General features: G+C 47.8%; 24 protein-coding genes. 7 read left to right on the forward strand and 17 right to left on the reverse strand.

Annotation, left to right across the window (positions count from 1 at the left end; translation table 11 throughout):
- The first annotated feature begins 66 nt into the window (after window positions 1-66).
- From AC0YOB_RS37355 to AC0YOB_RS37380, 6 genes are all read left to right on the forward strand, one after another.
- Entirely contained in the window at window positions 67-282 is a 216-nt protein-coding gene (locus AC0YOB_RS37355) for a hypothetical protein (protein WP_475797065.1), read from the forward strand.
- 344 nt (window positions 283-626) lie between these two features.
- Window positions 627-1,334 carry a response regulator transcription factor gene (locus tag AC0YOB_RS37360; RefSeq protein WP_475790825.1) on the forward strand — a complete coding sequence of 236 codons (708 nt, stop codon included), beginning with the start codon at window positions 627-629 and terminating at the stop codon, window positions 1,332-1,334.
- Window positions 1,331-2,332, forward strand: a complete 1,002-nt coding sequence (locus tag AC0YOB_RS37365) for a sensor histidine kinase (RefSeq protein WP_475797066.1) — start codon at window positions 1,331-1,333, stop codon at window positions 2,330-2,332. The genes AC0YOB_RS37360 and AC0YOB_RS37365 overlap by 4 nt, the downstream gene beginning before the upstream one ends.
- Before the next feature lie 93 nt (window positions 2,333-2,425).
- Window positions 2,426-3,190 carry an ABC transporter ATP-binding protein gene (locus AC0YOB_RS37370; protein WP_475797067.1) on the forward strand — a complete coding sequence of 255 codons (765 nt, stop codon included), beginning with the start codon at window positions 2,426-2,428 and terminating at the stop codon, window positions 3,188-3,190.
- Window positions 3,165-5,024: an ABC transporter permease gene (locus AC0YOB_RS37375; RefSeq protein ID WP_475797068.1), complete on the forward strand. Its 1,860-nt coding sequence runs from the start codon at window positions 3,165-3,167 to the stop codon at window positions 5,022-5,024. Before AC0YOB_RS37370 ends, AC0YOB_RS37375 begins: the two co-directional genes overlap by 26 nt.
- 360 nt (window positions 5,025-5,384) lie before the next feature.
- Complete coding sequence (locus AC0YOB_RS37380) at window positions 5,385-5,624, forward strand: hypothetical protein (protein WP_475797069.1); 240 nt, start codon at window positions 5,385-5,387, stop codon at window positions 5,622-5,624.
- Between the two features lie 61 nt (window positions 5,625-5,685).
- Here AC0YOB_RS37380 and AC0YOB_RS37385 read toward each other — a convergent pair whose 3' ends face one another.
- The 16 genes from AC0YOB_RS37385 to AC0YOB_RS37460 all read right to left on the reverse strand — a co-directional run bounded on the left by AC0YOB_RS37385 (window position 5,686) and on the right by AC0YOB_RS37460 (window position 18,522).
- A complete protein-coding gene (locus tag AC0YOB_RS37385; RefSeq protein WP_475797070.1) occupies window positions 5,686-6,096 on the reverse strand; it encodes a MerR family transcriptional regulator in 411 nt (136 codons plus the stop codon).
- A 20-nt stretch (window positions 6,097-6,116) separates the two neighbouring features.
- On the reverse strand, window positions 6,117-6,851 hold the full coding sequence (locus tag AC0YOB_RS37390; protein ID WP_475797071.1) for an SDR family oxidoreductase: 735 nt from the start codon (window positions 6,849-6,851) through the stop codon (window positions 6,117-6,119).
- A gap of 203 nt (window positions 6,852-7,054) precedes the next feature.
- A complete protein-coding gene (locus AC0YOB_RS37395) occupies window positions 7,055-7,525 on the reverse strand; it encodes a YhjD family protein (protein WP_475790818.1) in 471 nt (156 codons plus the stop codon).
- Window positions 7,522-8,775, reverse strand: a complete 1,254-nt coding sequence (locus AC0YOB_RS37400; protein WP_475797072.1) for a DNA polymerase IV — start codon at window positions 8,773-8,775, stop codon at window positions 7,522-7,524. Before AC0YOB_RS37400 ends, AC0YOB_RS37395 begins: the two co-directional genes overlap by 4 nt.
- A gap of 321 nt (window positions 8,776-9,096) precedes the next feature.
- Window positions 9,097-9,207: an S-layer homology domain-containing protein gene (locus AC0YOB_RS37405; RefSeq protein WP_475797084.1), complete on the reverse strand. Its 111-nt coding sequence runs from the start codon at window positions 9,205-9,207 to the stop codon at window positions 9,097-9,099.
- On the reverse strand, window positions 9,189-9,443 hold the full coding sequence (locus AC0YOB_RS37410; RefSeq protein ID WP_475797073.1) for a hypothetical protein: 255 nt from the start codon (window positions 9,441-9,443) through the stop codon (window positions 9,189-9,191). The genes AC0YOB_RS37405 and AC0YOB_RS37410 overlap by 19 nt, the downstream gene beginning before the upstream one ends.
- A gap of 6 nt (window positions 9,444-9,449) precedes the next feature.
- On the reverse strand, window positions 9,450-10,838 hold the full coding sequence (locus tag AC0YOB_RS37415) for a phospholipase D-like domain-containing protein (RefSeq protein WP_475797074.1): 1,389 nt from the start codon (window positions 10,836-10,838) through the stop codon (window positions 9,450-9,452).
- A gap of 313 nt (window positions 10,839-11,151) precedes the next feature.
- Window positions 11,152-11,775, reverse strand: coding sequence for a GyrI-like domain-containing protein (locus AC0YOB_RS37420; protein ID WP_475797075.1), 624 nt, complete (start codon window positions 11,773-11,775; stop codon window positions 11,152-11,154).
- Window positions 11,776-11,976: 201 nt separating this feature from the next.
- Window positions 11,977-12,906 carry an SDR family NAD(P)-dependent oxidoreductase gene (locus AC0YOB_RS37425; RefSeq protein WP_475797076.1) on the reverse strand — a complete coding sequence of 310 codons (930 nt, stop codon included), beginning with the start codon at window positions 12,904-12,906 and terminating at the stop codon, window positions 11,977-11,979.
- A gap of 886 nt (window positions 12,907-13,792) precedes the next feature.
- Window positions 13,793-14,554, reverse strand: a complete 762-nt coding sequence (locus AC0YOB_RS37430; RefSeq protein ID WP_475797077.1) for an ABC transporter permease — start codon at window positions 14,552-14,554, stop codon at window positions 13,793-13,795.
- Window positions 14,555-14,556: 2 nt separating this feature from the next.
- A complete protein-coding gene (locus tag AC0YOB_RS37435; RefSeq protein ID WP_475797078.1) occupies window positions 14,557-15,315 on the reverse strand; it encodes an ABC transporter ATP-binding protein in 759 nt (252 codons plus the stop codon).
- Between the two features lie 15 nt (window positions 15,316-15,330).
- Complete coding sequence (locus AC0YOB_RS37440) at window positions 15,331-15,681, reverse strand: DUF1048 domain-containing protein (RefSeq protein WP_475797085.1); 351 nt, start codon at window positions 15,679-15,681, stop codon at window positions 15,331-15,333.
- Between the two features lie 12 nt (window positions 15,682-15,693).
- Window positions 15,694-16,041 (reverse strand): DUF1048 domain-containing protein, encoded by a 348-nt coding sequence (locus AC0YOB_RS37445; protein WP_210047136.1) that lies wholly within the window; start codon window positions 16,039-16,041, stop codon window positions 15,694-15,696.
- On the reverse strand, window positions 16,038-16,346 hold the full coding sequence (locus AC0YOB_RS37450) for a PadR family transcriptional regulator (RefSeq protein WP_379114507.1): 309 nt from the start codon (window positions 16,344-16,346) through the stop codon (window positions 16,038-16,040). The genes AC0YOB_RS37445 and AC0YOB_RS37450 overlap by 4 nt, the downstream gene beginning before the upstream one ends.
- A 531-nt stretch (window positions 16,347-16,877) precedes the next feature.
- The gene (locus AC0YOB_RS37455) at window positions 16,878-17,597 is read right to left on the reverse strand and encodes an SDR family oxidoreductase (protein ID WP_475797079.1); all 720 of its coding nucleotides are present in this window, start codon (window positions 17,595-17,597) and stop codon (window positions 16,878-16,880) included.
- A 40-nt stretch (window positions 17,598-17,637) separates the two neighbouring features.
- Complete coding sequence (locus tag AC0YOB_RS37460; RefSeq protein ID WP_475797080.1) at window positions 17,638-18,522, reverse strand: SDR family oxidoreductase; 885 nt, start codon at window positions 18,520-18,522, stop codon at window positions 17,638-17,640.
- 21 nt (window positions 18,523-18,543) lie between these two features.
- On the opposite strand from AC0YOB_RS37460, the gene AC0YOB_RS37465 reads away from it, so the two are divergent.
- Window positions 18,544-19,014: a MerR family transcriptional regulator gene (locus AC0YOB_RS37465; RefSeq protein WP_475797081.1), complete on the forward strand. Its 471-nt coding sequence runs from the start codon at window positions 18,544-18,546 to the stop codon at window positions 19,012-19,014.
- Window positions 19,015-19,324: 310 nt separating this feature from the next.
- Here AC0YOB_RS37465 and AC0YOB_RS37470 read toward each other — a convergent pair.
- On the reverse strand, window positions 19,325-19,631 hold a 307-nt coding region (locus AC0YOB_RS37470; protein WP_475797082.1), incomplete at its 5' end, for an ABC transporter permease.

A 19,631-nucleotide genomic window follows, 5' to 3' on the forward strand; every position in this document is an offset into this window, starting at 1 on the left:
AAAGATCATGCGGCATGGCAAATTTGGGAAGGGCATGTTACGACGAAGAAAGCAAATCAACTTGATGTGATTGCATATCTCGTTCCTGCCGTAAGCGAAGAATGGGGAAAGCGTCCTGTTTATAACGGGTCCTATGTTTATTTCTTGCATCAATGGATGGCTGGCGTCACAACTTATGGTACTTATGATGAAAATGGAGAAGGAGTTGAGCTTGGAAGCTTGGATGGAGCATTTGACAAGTTGACGATTGTTGCTATTGAAGGGGAAAAACGCACTGATTAGAATAGCTTCTAAATAAAAAATACCTTCGTGTATCCGAGGTATTTTTTATTTACTTATTGTTGATAGTGGGGTTACTTAATAGAATCTTTATAAAATCCACTACCGAATGCAGGTGCAGTTGCGGCATAGTTGATTTGCGCCTGTAATAGCGTGGATCCAGGGATCCTCCTGTGCTATTTTCGATGGTACAATCGTGTCATCGTTTTTGTATGTTTAGACATGTCAATATTAAACGACAAGAACTTGGAGGTATTAATGATCGGTTGCAATGCAGATGATTATATATCATATTGTTATGGATACATGCATTCTGTGAAACAATAGTCTTGAATAGAGGTGCGGCTATGCAAAAGATTATGATCGTGGAGGATGACCCGAAAATTGCGGAGCATTTGCAATCCTATATCCATAAATACGGCTTCCAGGCAGTCAAAGTGACCGAATTTCATGCCGTTATGGGCACCTTCCATGAACATTCGCCTGATCTGGTGTTGCTTGATATTAATCTGCCGAGTTATGACGGCTATTATTGGTGCAGGCAAATTCGCAAGGAGTCGATTTGCCCGGTTATTTTTATTTCGGCAAGAGTCGGAGAAATGGATCAGGTTATGGCATTGGAGAATGGCGGCGACGACTTTATTACGAAGCCTTTTTCTCCGGAAATTGTGATGGCGAAAATCCGCAGCCAGCTTCGCCGCGCTTATGGAGAATATGCGTCAAAAGCGGAGGAGAGAGTGCTCGAGCATGAGGGGCTGAAGTTTTTTCCGGAAAGGCTGGAAATGTGCTTTGATACAAAAACGGTGTCGTTATCGAAGAAGGAATCCGATATTATTGAAACCTTGATGGAACGCCATCCGCGCGTGGCTGGCCGTGAGGATCTTCTGGAGAAGCTATGGGACGATCAGGCATATGTGGATGAAAATACGTTGAATGTGAATATAACGAGGGTCAGAAAGAAGTTTCAGCAGCTCGGATTCATGGATGCGGTGGAAACTGTCCGCGGCACGGGTTACCGGTTGAATGTCACCTGGAACATCGAGGGAGAGGGATGAAGCTATTTTTAAGAGAGCACGCCTTGTTAATTGCGGTTCAGGCGGTGCAGTTTTTTTTCATTCTGTCCATTTATTGGCTCGATGGCTACCGCTCCATTCTTCCGGCACTTTATGCGATTTTCCTCGGCTTCTTCTTTCTTGCCTGCTACCTCTCCTACCAATATATCGGCCGCCGCAGGTTTTACAAGCGTCTGAGCGAACCGCTGGATTCACTCGATGATTCCTTGCAAAGGACTAAACAAGCCCCCGTGTCGGCGGCGCTTGATCAGCTGTTGCGGGATCAATACAGGTTTTATAAGAATCAGATCAAAACGTTGGAGCATCAGCAGGAGCAGCATTTAAAGTTTATGGATCAATGGGTGCATCAGATGAAAACGCCTCTGTCCGTCATTGAGCTGACGGCGCAAAATCTGGATGAACCCGATTCGTCCAATATTCGGGAAGAGACGGACCGAATGAAAACGGGCTTGAACACGATTCTTTATATGGCAAGGCTTCGGTCAATCGAACAAGATTTTCATATCAAGCCAGTTCTGTTAGCTAAAATCGTACATGAGGTGAACAAAGAGAACCGCCGCTTTTACATCAGGAACAAAGTGTATCCGAGGCTTGAAGAGGAAAAGCAAGGGATTACGGTGGAAACGGATGAAAAATGGCTGTTTTTCATTCTGTCCCAGCTGATCAATAACGCGGTCAAGTATTCGTCCGGAAAAAGCGACACCATCATCGTGTCCATCTATGAAAAGGCTGGAGAAGCAGTACTGCAAGTGAGAGACGCTGGCGCCGGTATTCCGGAAACGGATAAAAGGCGGGTGTTCGACCCTTTTTATACAGGTGAAAACGGGCGTATCTTCCGGGAATCTACCGGAATGGGGCTTTATTTGACGAAAGAAGCGGTCCATTATCTTGGGCACCGGATCGAGTTGGATTCGGAGGTCGGCAAAGGGACGGAAATCCGGCTTATTTTCTCCCGTACTCAGAACCTTACACCCATGTAAGATAATTGAAAGAATAATCGATAGTTAAAGCGCGATGGACAGCGGTATGCTAACCATAGATCAAATGATCGTAACGGAAAGGAGATCTTGTGCATGCTGAATGTAAAACAGGTGGGCAAAATATATGAGGGAAAAATCACCTACCACGCTCTAACGGATATCGATTTAACGATTCTGCAGGGGGAATTTGTCGGAATTATGGGTCCGTCCGGAAGCGGAAAAACGACACTGCTCAATATCATTGCAACGATTGACGAACCGACGACCGGCGAGGTCCATATTAATGGAAATAACCCCCACCGTCTAAAAAAAGATGAACTGGCTAAGTTTCGCCGCCGTGAGCTCGGCTTCGTATTTCAGGATTTTAATTTGCTCCATACCTTGACGGTAGAAGAAAACATCGTCCTGCCGTTAACATTGGATGGCAGCAACGTGACGGAAATGAAACAAAAAGCGCATGCGATCGCTGACAAGCTCGGAATTACGGAAATCATGAAAAAACGCACATATGAAATTTCCGGCGGACAAGCACAAAGAACGGCTGTTGCCAGAGCGATGATTCATTCTCCGAAGCTGCTGCTTGCCGATGAACCGACCGGAAATCTGGATTCCAAATCCTCCAAGGACGTCATGGAAATGCTTGAATCCATCAATCGGAATGAGCGGACGACCATGATGCTTGTAACACATGATCCGCTGGCGGCAAGCTATTGTAACCGGGTCGTGTTTATTCGCGATGGAAAGCTGTATTCGGAAATTCACAGAGGCGATAATCGTCAGGCCTTCTTCCAAAAGATCATCGACACACTTTCTTTAATGGGAGGGCACGCAAATGACCTTTCGTCAATTCGCGTTTAATAACGTCGCCCGCAACAAAAGGCTGTATGCAGCCTATTTCCTAAGCAGCATGTTTACGGTCATGGTTTTTTTTACGTTTGCCATATTTGCGTTTCATCCTGCGTTGAGCGGAGATGAGATGAATCGCAGTGTTACTCAAGGCATGAACATTGCTGCTGGGATTATTTATGTTTTCTCCTTCTTCTTTATCCTTTATTCGATGAGCTCCTTTTTACAGTCGCGAAAGAAAGAATTCGGACTATTGATGATCCATGGGATGTCGATGAAGCAAATCCGGTCGATGGTGTTTCTGGAAAACATGATCATCGGTTTTTTTGCCACACTGGGCGGCATTGTGCTTGGGTTGGTATTTGCCAAAGCAATTTTGCTGTTGGCCGAGAATGCGCTGATCATCGATAATAAGTTGAATTTCTATATACCGGTCCTTGCGGTCATTTTAACCTTTGTTTCCTTTATCGTATTGTTTTTCTTTATTTCAGTATTTGTTTCCTACGTGCTGCGAAGCAGAAAGCTGATTGACTTGCTCAAAGGAGACAAGAAGTCCAAAGGGGAACCGAAAGCGAATCTGTTCTTAACCGTTGTAGGAGCCCTCTTGCTTGGCGGAGGTTATGCGATTGCATTAATTGTGAAGGGAACGATTGTAATTGCCGCGATGCTGCCTGTGATTGTAATGGTAATCATCGGCACATATCTGTTTTTTACGCAATTAAGCGTCTTTGTGATACGGCGGCTAAAGTACAGGGAGTCTTTCTCCTGGCGTAAAACAAATATGATTCTGTTCTCTGACCTCTCTTACCGGATGAAGGATAATGCCCGGACGTTCTTCCTTGTGGCCGTCATTTCAACGGTAGCGTTTAGCGCAATCGGGACATTGTTCGGATTTCAAACGTTTCTGACCGCAGGCCTCAATACATCTAACCCGAACACTTTCACTTATTATGCAGATGATAATGAAGAGCAGGATGTGGCATTGATTAACGAGACGCTGCAGGAAGAACATATAAAGGCAAACAAAGCGCATGCCGTTCTTCGCTATTTCGAAGAAGGCAACGATAGAGCGCTTATTGCAAAGCAATCCGATTTCAACCGCTTTGCGGAGCTGATTGGTGAAGATACGGTCAACGTTAAGGACGGACAAGTGTTCATAGTGAAGTCTGAAGGAATAACCTTTGGAGGGAAAAATGAGCAGCAGAACAGAGCGATCGAACTCAAGTCAGGTGTCGTCCTGCAGCCGGAGAAAATCCTGTATTCACAAGCTTTGCCGTCATCGGATTATTATATCGTCTCGGACAAAGATTACGAAAAGCTCCCTGCCCCGGCTGACATAAGAAGCTTTCATGCTTGGCAAGCGGCGGAAGGAAAGCAGAATGTATTGGCGGCTGCGGAAAAACTGTATCGGCAATTGCCGGATCAGGTTACTTCCGGCGAGTATGAAATTTACGAATTAAATAAACAATATGGACCGATTATGTTTGTCGGACTGTTTATTGGAGTCGTCTTTTTCGTCTCGGCCGGAAGCTTCCTTTATTTCCGTCTGTACATGGATGCGGACGGGGATAAACAGAAATTCATGACAATTGCGAGAATGGGCTTAAGTGAAAGAGAACTGAAAAAGGTGCTCAACCGGCAAACGGCGATCTTGTTTTTCGCTCCGATAATCGTCGCGCTCATTCACGGGGCAGTGGCATTGACGGCGCTATCCCACCTTTTCTTCTATGATCTGGCCAAGGAATCCGCGATTGTGCTTTGTGTTTTCCTGGTTATACAAATCATTTATTTTTTCATTGTACGATTTTTCTACACGAAGCAGATTAAAGCTGCAATCCACATGTAGACTTACTTTGAAGGGTTCCGGGGCAATAATGTTTGCTCCGGGACCCTTTTATAATTTTCAAGAATACCTTGCAAAGTCTTTTTATTGATTTATTTCCTGGAGTTGACCGGCACGTTATCATAATCCCCAAACCTCGTTTCGTCAAGAGATAATGTGCAAATAAGCGACATAGCGGGGCACCTCCCCCTTATGCTTCGAAATAGGAATAAATATCCGAATATGAAGAGCAGTATCGCTTTTTTCAAATCATCCGATTTCATGTAAAATTTTCTTCAGGTCGATGGGAAGATAAGGGATATTCACACAAAAGATAGAGCAAATGCATGCAAGGTCGTTACTATAGACAGAAGGAGAGGCTGCATGAACAAAGTGGACAAAATCAGATTTTCGCTCCTTTACGGTGAAGCGCCTGAGCCACAATGTTACGGGTACTTGGAGTTGGATCGGGATGGCAATATGATCGCACTCTACAATAGGTATGGCGAGGAACTAGACATGTATGGCGGACATGAATTTGTCAGGGTACGGACGCTTGGCAAATTTGATAACGATGACCGCGATAATTTTTATTCCTTGTTAGAAAGTGATGGCGTAGGATAATCTGCACGACAGGCTGGGGATTTATCGACCTCTTTTTCGGAGCTTATGGTTCATTACTATTCTACAGGTCACAGGCTGTACTGTTTAAGTCCGGATTTACAAGGACCTGATTATAATTGTCAATTTTGTACTCAATAATCCTTTGTGTCTCCAGTAATCGGTCAATCTCCTTCTGAATTCTTTCCTTGTGTTCGATTAGAATGGCAACTCTCTGAGGGAGTGAGGCTTCACCCCTTTCGTAAAGCTTACGGAAATGCTTCATTTCTTCCAGTGTCATTCCGGTTGCTCTGAGTCTCGTTAAAAATACCATGCCTTCCAATTGATGTTTACTGTACGTTCTGTGACCGCTTGCTTTGCGGTCGGCATACGGGAGCAAGCCGATTTTCTCGTAATAGCGGATCGTATCTTCCGACAGACCCGTGAATTCAGCCGCCTGTTTAATTGAGCTTACGGTTTCAGGAATGTCGATCATTTTTTCCGCCTCCTGACGTATTACCACGGTATCACTCCGTTTTCATCAAAGAAACCGCCGGTCGGACCATCGCCCGGAAGGGTGGCGAGCATCACGACAATAGAAGCTCCCTGTTCAACGCTACGATATCCCGTATGGCCATTCAAATCCGTAGCTGTGTACCCTGGATCAGCTGAATTTATCTTGATCGGCGTATCTTTTAATTCTTTGGCGAACAAGACAGTCAGTGCATTGACTGCCGTTTTCGAACTCATGTAGGCGAGCAAATTTACTCCGTATTTTTCGGCATCGGATTCCGGGTCAATATTCATGGTCAAGGAAGCCAAGCCGCTTGAAAGGTTTACAATTCTGCCAGCAGGCGATTTTTTAATCAAAGGGAGCATTGCCTTAGTAACAGAAAACATGCCGAAAACATTTGTCTCATAAGTATTCCTAAGAACGGTCAATTCCAGTTGACTCGGAGGAAGACCTCTATCCAAGCTCACGCCAGCGTTATTGATCAGAACATCAAGCGCACCATACTGATCTTCAATACGCTTCGCAGCAGATTGAATGGTATCCAGGTCTGTAACGTCAAGCGTTATTGCCTCAGCATCTATGTTCTCATTCTTCAGCGAAGCTGCGGCTTCCTGCCCTTTGGATTGATCTCTTGAACCGACCAAAATTGTGAATCCCAGCTTGCCCAATTGTCTGGCGCTCTCGAACCCGATACCTTTATTCCCACCCGTTATCAAAACAGTCTTCGAAATGTTCATGATTACGCCTCCTGGAGATAGAATTTACTTGCTGAAGCTCATGTTACAACTTGGAGTACACTCCAAGTCAAGAGCAAAATTCAAGGTAGGATGTCATCCTATTGGACGATCGGGGGCGAGTATCCAAGAAAGCTTGCCGTTGTGCGCTGCATGTTTATTCGATTGCAGACGATCGAGGCTTGTGTCGCTCTCATAAACTGCACTCACACTTTCGCCTTCAGCCGCGCTGTCAGCTCCGTTGTATACTTCGTCAGCCGAATGCCTATCTCCGAGCGCATAACGTCGCGCGTCATTCCGAATCGTTCTTCGTAACCCCGGTAATAACACTTATGATAAATCACCATGTCTTCTTGTTCTTCCGTGACGACGCGAATATTCCGTTTCTTCAACTCGCTCCGTAATCGATAATAGTCTTCGGCTATCGTGGTTAAGACTTTATGGCCCGCGGCCAGGTAGAGTCGTTTCATCACGTTAGATGAGTTCTCGATATCGGATATGCTTTTCTGAATCATCTTCTCCATATGCGGCAATAGGATATAATCGCGGATCATGATGCGTTCTTCCATCGTCAAATTCTTTCCGGTGCCTGCTGCTTGTTTCCGGTCATATTGTTCAGCATGTTCAGTCAGCAGCATTTTGGACTTCCACCGTTCATTGCCGTCGAGTTTGCTCATTTAAAGTGACCTCCGATCTGTTCCGCTCTCTCGCGGGCGACTCCAGATTCAAGAAGCGAAGAAGCATGTATGATGGCGTCGCTCCCGAAACGGTTTTTGATTTCGTCGATCGCACGTTCCTTACGGTATGCGCGAGAACGGTCCTCAAATAGGGTCAGTTGGATTACGCTGTCTACGGATAACTGCCCTAATGATATGCTGAGATGGCTAATGGGCATTCCACTCCAATGCTTTATAAACAGCGCATGCGCGGCAGCCGCGACCTCATGCGTTAACGATGTCGGCTGAGATAACGTCATTTGACGGCCGAATCCCGCCGACCTTTCCCCATTCGTTTCTCCCGCGCCTACCGATACTACGCGGCCTTGATACCCGTAACGGCGGGCCCGCCGACACACCTCGACAACTAACTCCAGCAGTACGACTTCGATATCCGTAAGCTTCGTATACAGACGCCATCTGAGCGTCTTGCCGTGACTTATATTCTTAATCTGCGACCTGATGTTCGATACAACCGGTGATGGATCGATTCCTCGTGCTGTCTGCCAGTAGTAACCAGCCTGAATATCGCTTTGGCGGCCCATTCGACGCCGCATTCGCGCCTTAAAATCGCCGAAGTCCAGCCGCGCTATGTCTCCAATTGTGTTTAGTCCCATCCGGACAAAATGCTGAGTCATCCGGTTCGCGACCATAAACATTTGATGGACCGGCAGCGGCCACAATTCCGCTTCGATATTACCCTGGTTCAATTCGAAAATACCGTCTGGACGTTTCTTGGCGAAGTTGTCCGTCGCCATTTTAGCGAGAATTTTCGTTGGCCCGATCCCCACCCGCGACCATACGCCGGTCGATAAAAGTACGCGTTCCTGAATTTGGCGCGCAATCTCCAGCGGCGATCCGAAATATTTAATGGAGCCGGTTACGTCGAGAAATTGTTCATCGATCGAATACGGTTCGACCTGGTCCGTGAAGGAGGCGAAGATTTCGGAAATAAACAGTGATATCGTGACGTATGTTTGCATACGAGGGCGTACGACGACTAGATCCGGACACTTCCCCATAGCTTCACCAACACGTGAGGCTGTAGTAACCCCGCGTGCCTTTGCGATTGGACAGGCCGCAAGTATGATTCCTCCGCGACGGTCCGGATCCCCAACGGCTATTGGTTTATCGCGCAGATCCGGCCGCGCTGCCTTTTCGACCGAAGCGTAAAATGATTGACCGTCAACCAAAAATATTGTCCGTTCCATTTTAATCACCTCGACACGAACATTAGTTCCTATATATTATATGACGGGAACCCCAGTTCGTATACAGGGGAAATATTCCCTGTTGTGTGCTTAAGGCTCAAATTGTACTCTTGGTCCAAAGAAAAAATAGTTTCGGACTTACAGTGTTGATTTTATGCGCTTGATATCTGGAAAAATCGTTTGTCTTTTGAAAATAACTTTTAGACTGTACGATTTTAATAAGCAAAAACCCTGTCAAAACACGAAATAAAGTTGTCGGCCATAAAATGAAAACTCCTGCCGCGTAAAAGCCGACAGGAGTATATTTCGTTGCATTAACCTTTAATATTGGTTGTATATCCGGTAGAGGAATACTGCCGCTTCTGCTCGTGTCGTTGGCGCCTGAGGGTTAAGCTTGTTTCCGGAGCCGGAGATTAGACCTTCCTCCGCCAGGCAGCCAGACTCGCCTTCGCATGAGCTGAGATGTCCCCGTTGTCACTGAACGAAGCCAGAATGGCGGGATCTCCCGAGGCTTTCAGCTGCTTGACTTTCTCCAAAGCACGAGCGGTCAGCACCATCATATCCTGCCGCGAGATGTTTTCCAGCGGATGGAATTCATCATAGCCGGTACCCGCAGCCAAGCCTAGCTGCTTCGCAACGCCAAGCGCTTCGGGCTTGTCCTTATCCACAAACCGCTATTTCCCATAATTCGCAGGGTCCAAGAGATAAGCAAGACCTTTCCAATCGAATTCGCCCTTTTCTCGTCTAAGCTGGTTTTCGCGTGCGATGTTCCGGTAAAGCCTAAGCGCCTCACGGTCGTCAAGCTGCCGGGTGTCTTGACCCAAATGTTCGGACAGAAGCTGACGGCGAAGTGAACTCACTACTTTAGGATCCCAGAATGATGCGTTCATCTCCGTATGACCATAAAGTGAATTCGAGTGAAGATTGCAGGAACCGATCGTTGCCCACGAGTCGTCGATTAGCATGATCTTGGCATGGATGTAGATATTGCTTCGCCTTCCCTGTCCATTCGGCCCTGCAATACCGACAAGAGTGAAATTCCCGTATCGGCAGAGTGCCTCCATCTGGTCGAAGAACTTTCTTATATCCATCCCACTGAATGCAAGAACATAGGATTCGGGATCGGGAACGAGGAGAACGACCTCCACTCCACGCGTTAGGGCTTCCTCCAGTCTCGCCACGATTTCCGGAACCGGTAAAGCCTGATTTTCAAGGTAAATGGAACGTTGCGCGCCGTCAATAGCCTGTTTGTATTGCTCTAAAACGGATCGTTCCCCAGTGGCTATATCGTAAGGAGATCCTCCTGGCGTAGGGTAACTATCGCTGTAACGGCCCGGATATACTTGTCTTTGAATCTGCACTTGGGTGTCTCCACGCGGAGTGGATACTCGTGTCGGGAACAGTAGCTCATCCTCACCGTTATGGGCCCATACGCCGTCAGCTTCCAGACGTTCGCTGGCCTCGTTCCATCTCTGAACGAAATTGTGATGCACGTCGGTCGCAGAAGGACCAGTCACTTCGACATAGACATCGTGCCGATGCCCTTCACCAATGTGGCCGGGTTCAAAAGCCTTGAAGGTCGGATTGATTCCGCCGACGAATGTCGTCTCGGATTCATACCCTGCATCCATAAGCCAAGTTTTTTGATGTTGGCAATACTTACCATATGTTCGGTCCCAACGGACGCGAAAGCGCGATCCCCGTGCAGCGAGCATTTCGCGGTCAGTGTCAGATCCTGAAAAGTCCTGACCATACCCACTGCTCTCAGTATTTGAACGCCAGAAAATAATCCGAACATCCAACCCTCGCCCTACCGCACGGTCCAACACATCGAACAGAGTGCCGCGATCGCCCGGCATCTGGAAATCTGGGTCCATGAATGTAATCGTTAACCAGATACTGTGCTGCGCCTCTTCGATGGCCTCACAAATGCGCCGGAAGGTAGGGGCGCTATCCACTAAAGGGCGAATCAAATTACCGTTCCTTACGGGATAAGAACCGGATTCGATAAATGCAATATGCGGCCTAGAACTGTCGTCAGCTAAACGATTAGGATGATTCATGCTTGCTACGCCTCCCTTTATGTGAAACTAGAAAGATCATATCACATCTTATTTGAAGGAAATATTGAGATAAAATAAAGAAAAAAACCTCAATACTACAACTAACATGTAGCACGATGAGGTCCCTATCTTTATAAATTTATTACGCAATTCTGCCTGTTAGCGTAGTGAAGGGCTGCCGCGCGGCAGCCCTTCAGCATCGAGCCAATCGTACCCGTTCTTTAATGAAGAAAAAGAGGAACTGCCAAAAGGCAAGCTCCTCCACTATCGTAATCCGTTAGCAGAACATTACTCGAATTCTCATATCCGTTATTCAGGCTTTATTAACAGAGAATCTTAACACCGTTTTCATCTTGGACGGTTCAGTCTTACGGGGATCAGACAAATAAATTTCCCGATGTATTTTGCTTGAACGGTTAAATCCCTGTTCTGTACAAAACTCTTCCATTCGGGCAAAGCTTTTCGGTTCATCATCAAAGCTTCCAATATGCATCATTTGACAGCTCAATCCATCTTCCACTTGCTCAAACCGAACGTTCTCAAGAAAAGAGTTTTGTTTTTTCCTTTTCGTCTGTTCCAAAAATCGCTCGAACCCTTCTTGATTCAAAAAATCGGGTTGGCGTATCATTATCGTATACTTAAAATTATTTTTGTCTGTCGCGGGTTTTGACCGGTCAAGCAAATCCCATTCACCTTCGAGTGGAAAAACCGTATATTCATAATATCCAACGGGCACATCTTCACTTTTATAGGACATTCTCACCGCATAACTCATGCTGTACAAAGCTTCTGTTGCCTTGGCGAATTCCTCGCCATTGGGATCACCAGATCCACTGACCATAAAGAATGGCATCCTCGGCACTACCACAATTTCTGGCTCTGTTTTTGGCATATAAAGTTGCTTATAATCTTTTTTATAATCTACCTTTTTGCTCAAAGCCGATACCTCCTTTAACATAAAATATACAAGTTGTCATTTCCGCCTTCATCTGTTGTGCGTGTTGAACTAACGTTACCCGTTAGTTGGGAGAAGGCAGCCAGTTGATGTCGGCTGCCTCGTGTGATCTGTATAACGCTATCGAACCCGTTCGTATTATGAGGTCACCAGATCCTTCTGGTGGACTTCATTTTAAAACGGCTAGGACAGCGCGTCAATTGACACCTGCCACAAATGCGCGGCCGCTTCGGGATCAAGGGCGTAAGAAGCGACGCCGGTTCGATTTCCGGGCACATTTGGTCCGGCCTCGTTACAGTCCTCGAAGTATCGGCCTCCGATACCGTCGAGCAGAGGCGAGGTTGCCAACAGTACAGAGGTAGCTGCTCCCTGCTGGGGTGTCTTCCATACGAAGTCCTGGCCGCTCGCCCGTTGCTCGGCGGTGATTTGTAATCCGGCAACCCCTGGAGTATGAATGGCACCGGGCATCAACGCGTTAACTGTGATGCCATCGTCGGCCCAGCATTTCGAAGCTTCAACGGCGAATAGTATGTTGGCAGTCTTGGATTGCCCATAAGCAAGAAATGGGTCGTAGGGACGAAGTAGGAAGTTAATATCGTCGAACACGACCGGTGAACGGAGGTGGCCTGCGGAGCTAACCGACACGACGCGGGCACTGCCGGCTGCCACCAATGCGTCATGAAGGCCATTAGCCAACGCAAAATGTCCCAGATGATTGGTGGCGAACTGAAGTTCCCAGCCTTCAGGCGTTCGCGTCTCTGGCGTTGCCATGACGCCGGCGTTGTTGATCAATATGTGAAGCGGTCCATCCCACGACGCCACGAACGAGGCCACCGACGACCGATCGATAAGGTTTAGCAGAGCCACCTCAACGAGCTGGTTTCCGGTAGTTGCAGCAATATCTTCGGCTACGCGCTTGCCAGCATCGAGGTCGCGAACAGCAAGCGTTACATGGGCGCCCGCCTCGGCTAGTGCTCTAGCCGTCTCAATGCCTATTCCAGACGCTCCGCCAGTAACGATGGCTCTGCGGTTGGTGAGATCGAGACCTGCAACAACATCGCTGGCAGTGGATGAAGCATCAAATGGGGTGGTGATAAGTGAAGTTTCAGACATTGTAATTTCCTTCCCTTACATTAGATTTAATCGGCGCCCGTACATCTAGCTTATAGAATAGAAATGACCGGGCATCGCCGAAGACGAGGTCGTTGTAGAATGCAATTCTTATGCATGAGCAGATCAAAGGCGAGCTTTTGCTTTTCCAGAAAAAAGCTTTATTGGATTAAACCAAACATAAATATTTGGTCAGTGATCAGTTCAGATTTACTCGATTGCAATATTGAGTGTTTTGGAGAACCGACATCGGCACGGCTGGCTTCAACAGTCACATACAAATCACTCCTTAATTATTAGGCGTTACATTTAATAATGGAATGTTCGTTAAATTTAATACCAAAATCATGATTAAACTTTTTTAACATCCCAACTCATTTGGATTACTTCATCCAAACTTTCCTCAATAACCTCGTGGCTCTAAAAATTGCATCTCGCTTTTTCTCATCTTAGTATCGCATGACTGCATAATAAACGATCATTCGATTTTCGTCAAATAGAAGGTCAAGCTATCTTAATACCTGTAAAACCTTCCGCTTAGACTAAAAAGAAATACTTGGAAATTAAGAAAAACCAGAAATAGACTCCTCTTCGTACTCCTCTCGCATAATGTGGTATTGCATTGGGTGTTCAGAAACTACAATTTATATACCGGCATCCACGATTTGGCGCCTATTTCAATAAAAAAGAGAACAGTCCACCCGTGGCAGTCTGCTCCCTGGTTATCTTTATTGCCTCTTGCTTCGATATAAAAGGAGTAATAGAACATCACTTCGCTGCGACAGCCTCAATCTCAACGAGCAAAACTGGTGAAGCGGGCGCTTTGACATATGGTGGGCCCTTTACTTGATGTTTTTGTTGACCACTATCATTATTGTGCATACAGACATTAAGCTGCATTCTGTTTGTATGCGCGCACCGCAAATAGATATGCGACGATCATTATCCCTAAGCACCACGCTAAAGCGACCCATATATCATCGCCTACCGGTTGACTTGACAATAGTGCACGGATGGTTTCTACAATAGAGGTCACCGGCTGGTTTTCGGCAAAGGCACGAACGACTTTCGGCATTGAGTCGGTCGGCACGAAGGCAGAGCTAATAAATGGCAGGAAGATTAACGGATAGGAAAACACGCTAGCACCTTCCACCGATTTCGCGGACAGTCCGGCAATCGCCGCGACCCAAGTCAGAGCCAGCGTAAACAGCACGAGTATACCGGCTACGGCAAGCCAAGACAGTACCCCTGCCGACGAGCGAAAGCCCATAATGAGCGCTACGAGAATGATGACGACAACCGAGATAACATTGGATACCACCGAGGTCAGCACGTGCCCCCACAGCACAGTGGAACGTGCAATCGGCATGGAGTGAAACCGCTCAATGATGCCCCGTTGCTTATCCAGAAACAGGCGGTAAGCCACGTAGGCCACCCCGCTAGCAATAGCCATAAGCAGTATGCCAGGCAACAGGTAGTTCACATAGTTATCCGCACCGGTTTGGATTGCGCCGCCAAACACATAAACGAACAGCAGCATCATTGCAATCGGAGTGATGCAAACCGTGAAGATGGTGTCCATACTGCGGAAAATATGGCGCATGGAACGTCCAACCATCACGCTCATGTCGCTGAAAAAATGCTCATTCATTGTTATTTTTCCTCCTTCTTACCAATGATTGCGAGGAATATCTCCTCCAATGAAGGTTGTTTTTCTACGTACTCCGTCTTTGCGGGCGGGAACAGCTTTTTCAGTTCCTCAAGCGTGCCATTGGCAATAATCCTTCCCTTATGCAAAATGGCAATTTTATCGGCGAGTTGTTCCGCCTCATCCAAATACTGAGTGGTCAGGAATACCGTTGTGCCACTGTCGGCAAGCTCCTTGACAATCTTCCAAGCCTCAATCCGCGCCTCGGGGTCAAGCCCTGTGGTCGGCTCGTCGAGGAAAATGAGCTGCGGTTTTCCGATCAGGCTCATGGCAATGTCGAGCCTGCGGCGCATACCGCCCGAATAAGTAGATGCCTTTCGGTCCGCGGCATCTGTCAAACCGAAGCGTGTAAGCATATCGTCCGCAAACTGACGCGGATTTTTAAGGTGCCGCAGCTTGGTGATCAAAATAAGATTCTCCCGCCCGGTCAATATCTCGTCCACGGCGGCAAATTGCCCGGTCAGGCTGATCGATTGCCGCACATGGTCGGGCTTTGAAGCGACGTCAAATCCGTTTACGGTAGCGGTGCCTCCGTCCTGTTTGAGCAGCGTGGTGAGGGTTCTGACAATCGTCGTCTTACCCGCGCCGTTGGAGCCAAGCAAGGCGAAAATCTCACCTCGCTTCACTTCAAAATCCACGCCCTTTAGGACTTCTGTGTCCTTGAAGGACTTTCGCAGACCCTTCACTTCAATTGCTTTTTCCATCCCGTTTCCCCCTTTTTACTGTTTTTTATCCATCACCTTTTTCATGGCCTTGTTACCTTCTTGGTCAACAGATGCTTGATAGATGTCAGCGTAAGTTTTTGAATCTTTGATTAAATCGTCGCAGAAAGCCGCTACGTCACTGCCCGTCACTTCGAGCACGCCTTTCCCCAAGGCCGCGCCCTCTTCAAAAAGATCGATAATCCCCGAGAGCAAACCCGTCCCGTTTGTTAGCTCAACAGGGCCGACCTTAAAGAGATATTTTTGAATTTCTTTATAAACTATTTGATAATCTTGCGGGAGCGCCTTGACACGCGCCATGTGCGCTCGCCACTCTTTTTTGCCTTCGATGATATCTCGTATACTCATCATTTTACCCTCCTATTTACCTAATTTTTTAGCGATATTATTGTTGAGTTGCTCACGCCACTTGTCACGAAAAGACTTTGCCCCTTCTTCGCCGGCCAGCGCTGAACAGAAGCCTTTGATATCGTCACCCAAAACCTCTTGGACACTCTGACCGTCCGCCGCCGTTTCTTCGAACAGACCAAGCACACCGTCAAGAATTGGCATGAGGTTGCGACCGGAGAAATCTGAGTAGTGCCAAATGTTGGCCCAAACTTCTCCCCATGCCGCTTGATAATCAGCCGGCAGCTTTTTGACTCGCGATTCAAAAGATTTCAATTCTTTAGTCATGTCGCTGCCAGTGATCTTTTCCCAAAAATTCATGATTTTTTCTCCTTTAACTCGTTAATTTTCGATGATACAAACTCCCATTTTTCCCAGAACCTCCGCAGCTCCTCGCGCCCCGCGTCGTTGATCGCGAAAAACTTTCGCGGCGGTCCCATGTCGGAGGGCTTCTTGGTGATCTCCACCAGCTTGTTTTTTTCAAGCCGGATCAGGATGGTGTACACCGTTCCCTCCACAACATCTGTAAAGCCGAGGGCGTTCAGCCGCCGCGTTATTTCGTAGCCGTAGGTTTCTTTGCGGCTTATAATTTCAAGGACACAGCCCTCAAGCGCCCCTTTGAGCATTTCCGTTAGATTTTCCAGCACAATCACCCCTTGCTATTCTGTACCGCTGGTATGAAGTGATACTTACTACAGCTATAAAGTAACACGTAGTAGTTTATTTGTCAATAGCGTTTGCTCTGACACGGATTTTACATTTTCATTATCCTGCCCGTTAGCGCAGCGAAGGGATGCCGCTCGGCATCCCTTTAAGTGTTTTAACTATCGTACCCGTTAGTCTTAATGAACGAGTGGCGTAACGTTCTCTTGTATTGATAGAACGAGGCCCTTCCATGCATCAGCTCTAAACATAGACATGATTCCCTCCATTAAATGAATAATAATGTGTATTCCATATAAGATCATTTATACCTTCTCTGTTGATGAAATTAGCTGAACAGGCTGCCTATCTCCCGGGCAGCCTGGTCCAATTGCGTTATCGTACCCGTTAAGTTCTTATAATCAGTTTTCTGCTAACCATCAAGTAATACAAAACCGCCGCACCGAGCAAAATTTGTCCGGTACGGCGATGTTTGGGTCGAATGACGAACAGAATTACGAAAGGATCGCGCCGCCTTCGATTTGAATGACAGAGCCGGTCGTAAATGTATTTTTAGCCAAATACACATACGCCTCGGCGATCTCTTCAGGCGTTGCAATATGCTTCAGCAAAAGTGATTGCGCAATTGCTTGGAACATCGCTTCGCGACTTTCCTCGTCCATCTTGCTGAAAATGGGTGTATCCACCACCCCAGGCGACACTGCGTTGACTCGAATCGGTGCCAAATCCACCGCCAAGCCGCGAACAAGCCCATCAATAGCAGAGTTGATCGCAGCCACCGTCGAGGAGCCTTGTGCCGGGCGTATGCTAAATGCACCGGAGGTCAGTGTGATTGACCCGGATTTCTTGATGAAAGGCAATGCGGCTTTCACACTCATGTATTGTCCCCAGAACTTGCTATCGAACGCTGCCCTTGCATGATCGGTGGGCAATGCATCAAAGGCCGTCATAGCCGAATCTCCGGCGGCCGTAACGACGAGGTCATCGAAGGGGCCAATGTTCTCAAAGAACTGTTTCGTCTGGTCTTCATCCCGGAAATCCAGTACTTGACCTTGTGTTGTCTGACCAAGCTTCTTCTTCGCCGCGTCTACTTTATTCTGTGACCGGCCGGCGACGATAACCTGAGCACCTCGGGTGAGGAATGATTTAGCGACAGCCAGGCCAATACCCGAAGTACCTCCAATGATGACGGCACGATGATTTTGCAATGACATGTTTCATACCTCCTTGTAATCGACAACAATCGATGGGCGTTCAGTTTTTGAAATAGTGACCCTGTTCGAGGTCCGGGATCAGTGAGGCGTGCTCTGGCCGCCATCCCAAGCGTTCCTGGGTTAGTAGGCTCGACGTCGGGTTGTCGGCTGATGCGGCGAAGGAAAGCCAGCCGAAGTGGGCATCTGCCTCTTCACGGGAAATACTGACCACCGGCAGGTTCAGGTGGCGACCGATGACGCCAGCGATATCACGGAATGGCACACCCTCATCGCCGACCCCGTGCAGACGTGAGCCCGCCGGCGCGGCCTCCACCGCCAAACGGAACAGGCGCGCCGCATCGAGGCGATGCACAGCCGACCAGCGGTTGGACCCGTCGCCGATGTAGGCGGAGACGCCCTTGGTGCGGGCGATGTCGATAAGGGTCGGGACGAAGCCATGATCGCCCGGGCCGTGCACGGATGGTGCGAGACGGACGATTGATGATCGCACCCCGCGCTTAGCCAGCGCAGTCGCCGCCTCTTCGGAGCGCCGCGGCGTAGCCGGGATCGGCGCGTCCCCTTCCGTCCCGAGGCGTCCTGGTGTGAGCATGAGCGTCCCCGAGGTGACCACGAAAGGTTTGTCGGAGCCCTCGAGCGCTGCTCCGATCGCCTCGATCGCCAGCCTATCGGTCTCGGCGGCGGCCGCAAAGTCCGAGAAGTCGTGAATGAAGGCCAGGTGAATGACGCCGTCCGCTGCGGCAGCGCCGCTGCGAAGGATGTCGAGGTCGTGGAGGGCGCCGTGATGCACATCGGCTCCGGCCGCCGTCAATACTGCAACAGCCTTGTCTGAGCGGGCAAGGCCGACGACCTGATGCCCTGCATCGATGAGTTCGCGGACGACGGCCGAACCGATGAAGCCCGTGGCTCCTGTGACAAAAACACGCATAATGAAGTCCTCCTAAAATGAATGATTACTTACAAGTGCAATGATAAAGTATTGAGTACACTCGATAGCAATACAGTTCGATTCAATGCTATAATAAAGATTATGGAAAACAAATTTTCAAGCAAACACGTTTCTGAAAAGACCGGATTAAGCATCCATACATTACGATACTATGAGCAAATCGGGTTAATTGACGGTATAGAACGGGACGAAAATGGATATCGGAAATATTCAGAATCCGATATTGTATGGTTTCAAGTTTTAAGTTACTTTCGAGCGATGGGGATGCCCATCCGGGAGATGCAGGAGTTTATCGCCTTGAACAATAGTAAAGTCCCCACAATAACAGCTCGACGAGAATTCATGGAAACTTACCGCAGGAAAGTTATCGATCAAATGAAGGAACTTGAAAAGACGCTGGAGAAAGTCGATGATAAAATCATTTTTTTCAAAAATCTAGAGGACTCAGATAAGCTACAAAAGAACAGATAATACAACAGTGATTCTACTATGTTAAGAACCTTAGCAATGAAGGACAACTGAACAAGACACCATGTTTGATGAACAAGTCCATAAAAGTGACGAAGGAGCTGCCGCGGCAGCTCCTTCGTCACTTGTCTTTATTATTCTATCGTGATCCGTTAGCTCAAGAAGGAACTAGGCAATAACCTCCCGCAAGAAAGAGTAACCAACCAATATTGCAGTAAGGGATCGAATTTTATATTATAAATCCGAAATAACACCAGTTATTCTCCTTTCAGCTGAATTGGTTCCAAGATATTTTTTGGCATTTTTAACCGTTTCACACCCGCTTCTTATACGCCCTCATCGCAAAGATATAAGCCACGAGCATGATTCCGACGCACCACGCAAGCGCGACCCAAATATCATTGCCCACCGGCTGCCCTGACAGCAGCGCACGGATGGCTTCCACGATCGAGGTCACCGGCTGGTTTTCGGCAAAGGCGCGGACGACCTTCGGCATCGACTCGGTCGGTACAAACGCCGAGCTGATAAACGGCAGGAAGATAATCGGGTAGGAAAAGGCGCTTGCGCCTTCCACCGTTTTGGCGGTCAGCCCGGCAATCGCCGCGACCCAAGTTAAGGCC

The organism is Paenibacillus sp. JT31N17 (assembly GCF_056269255.1).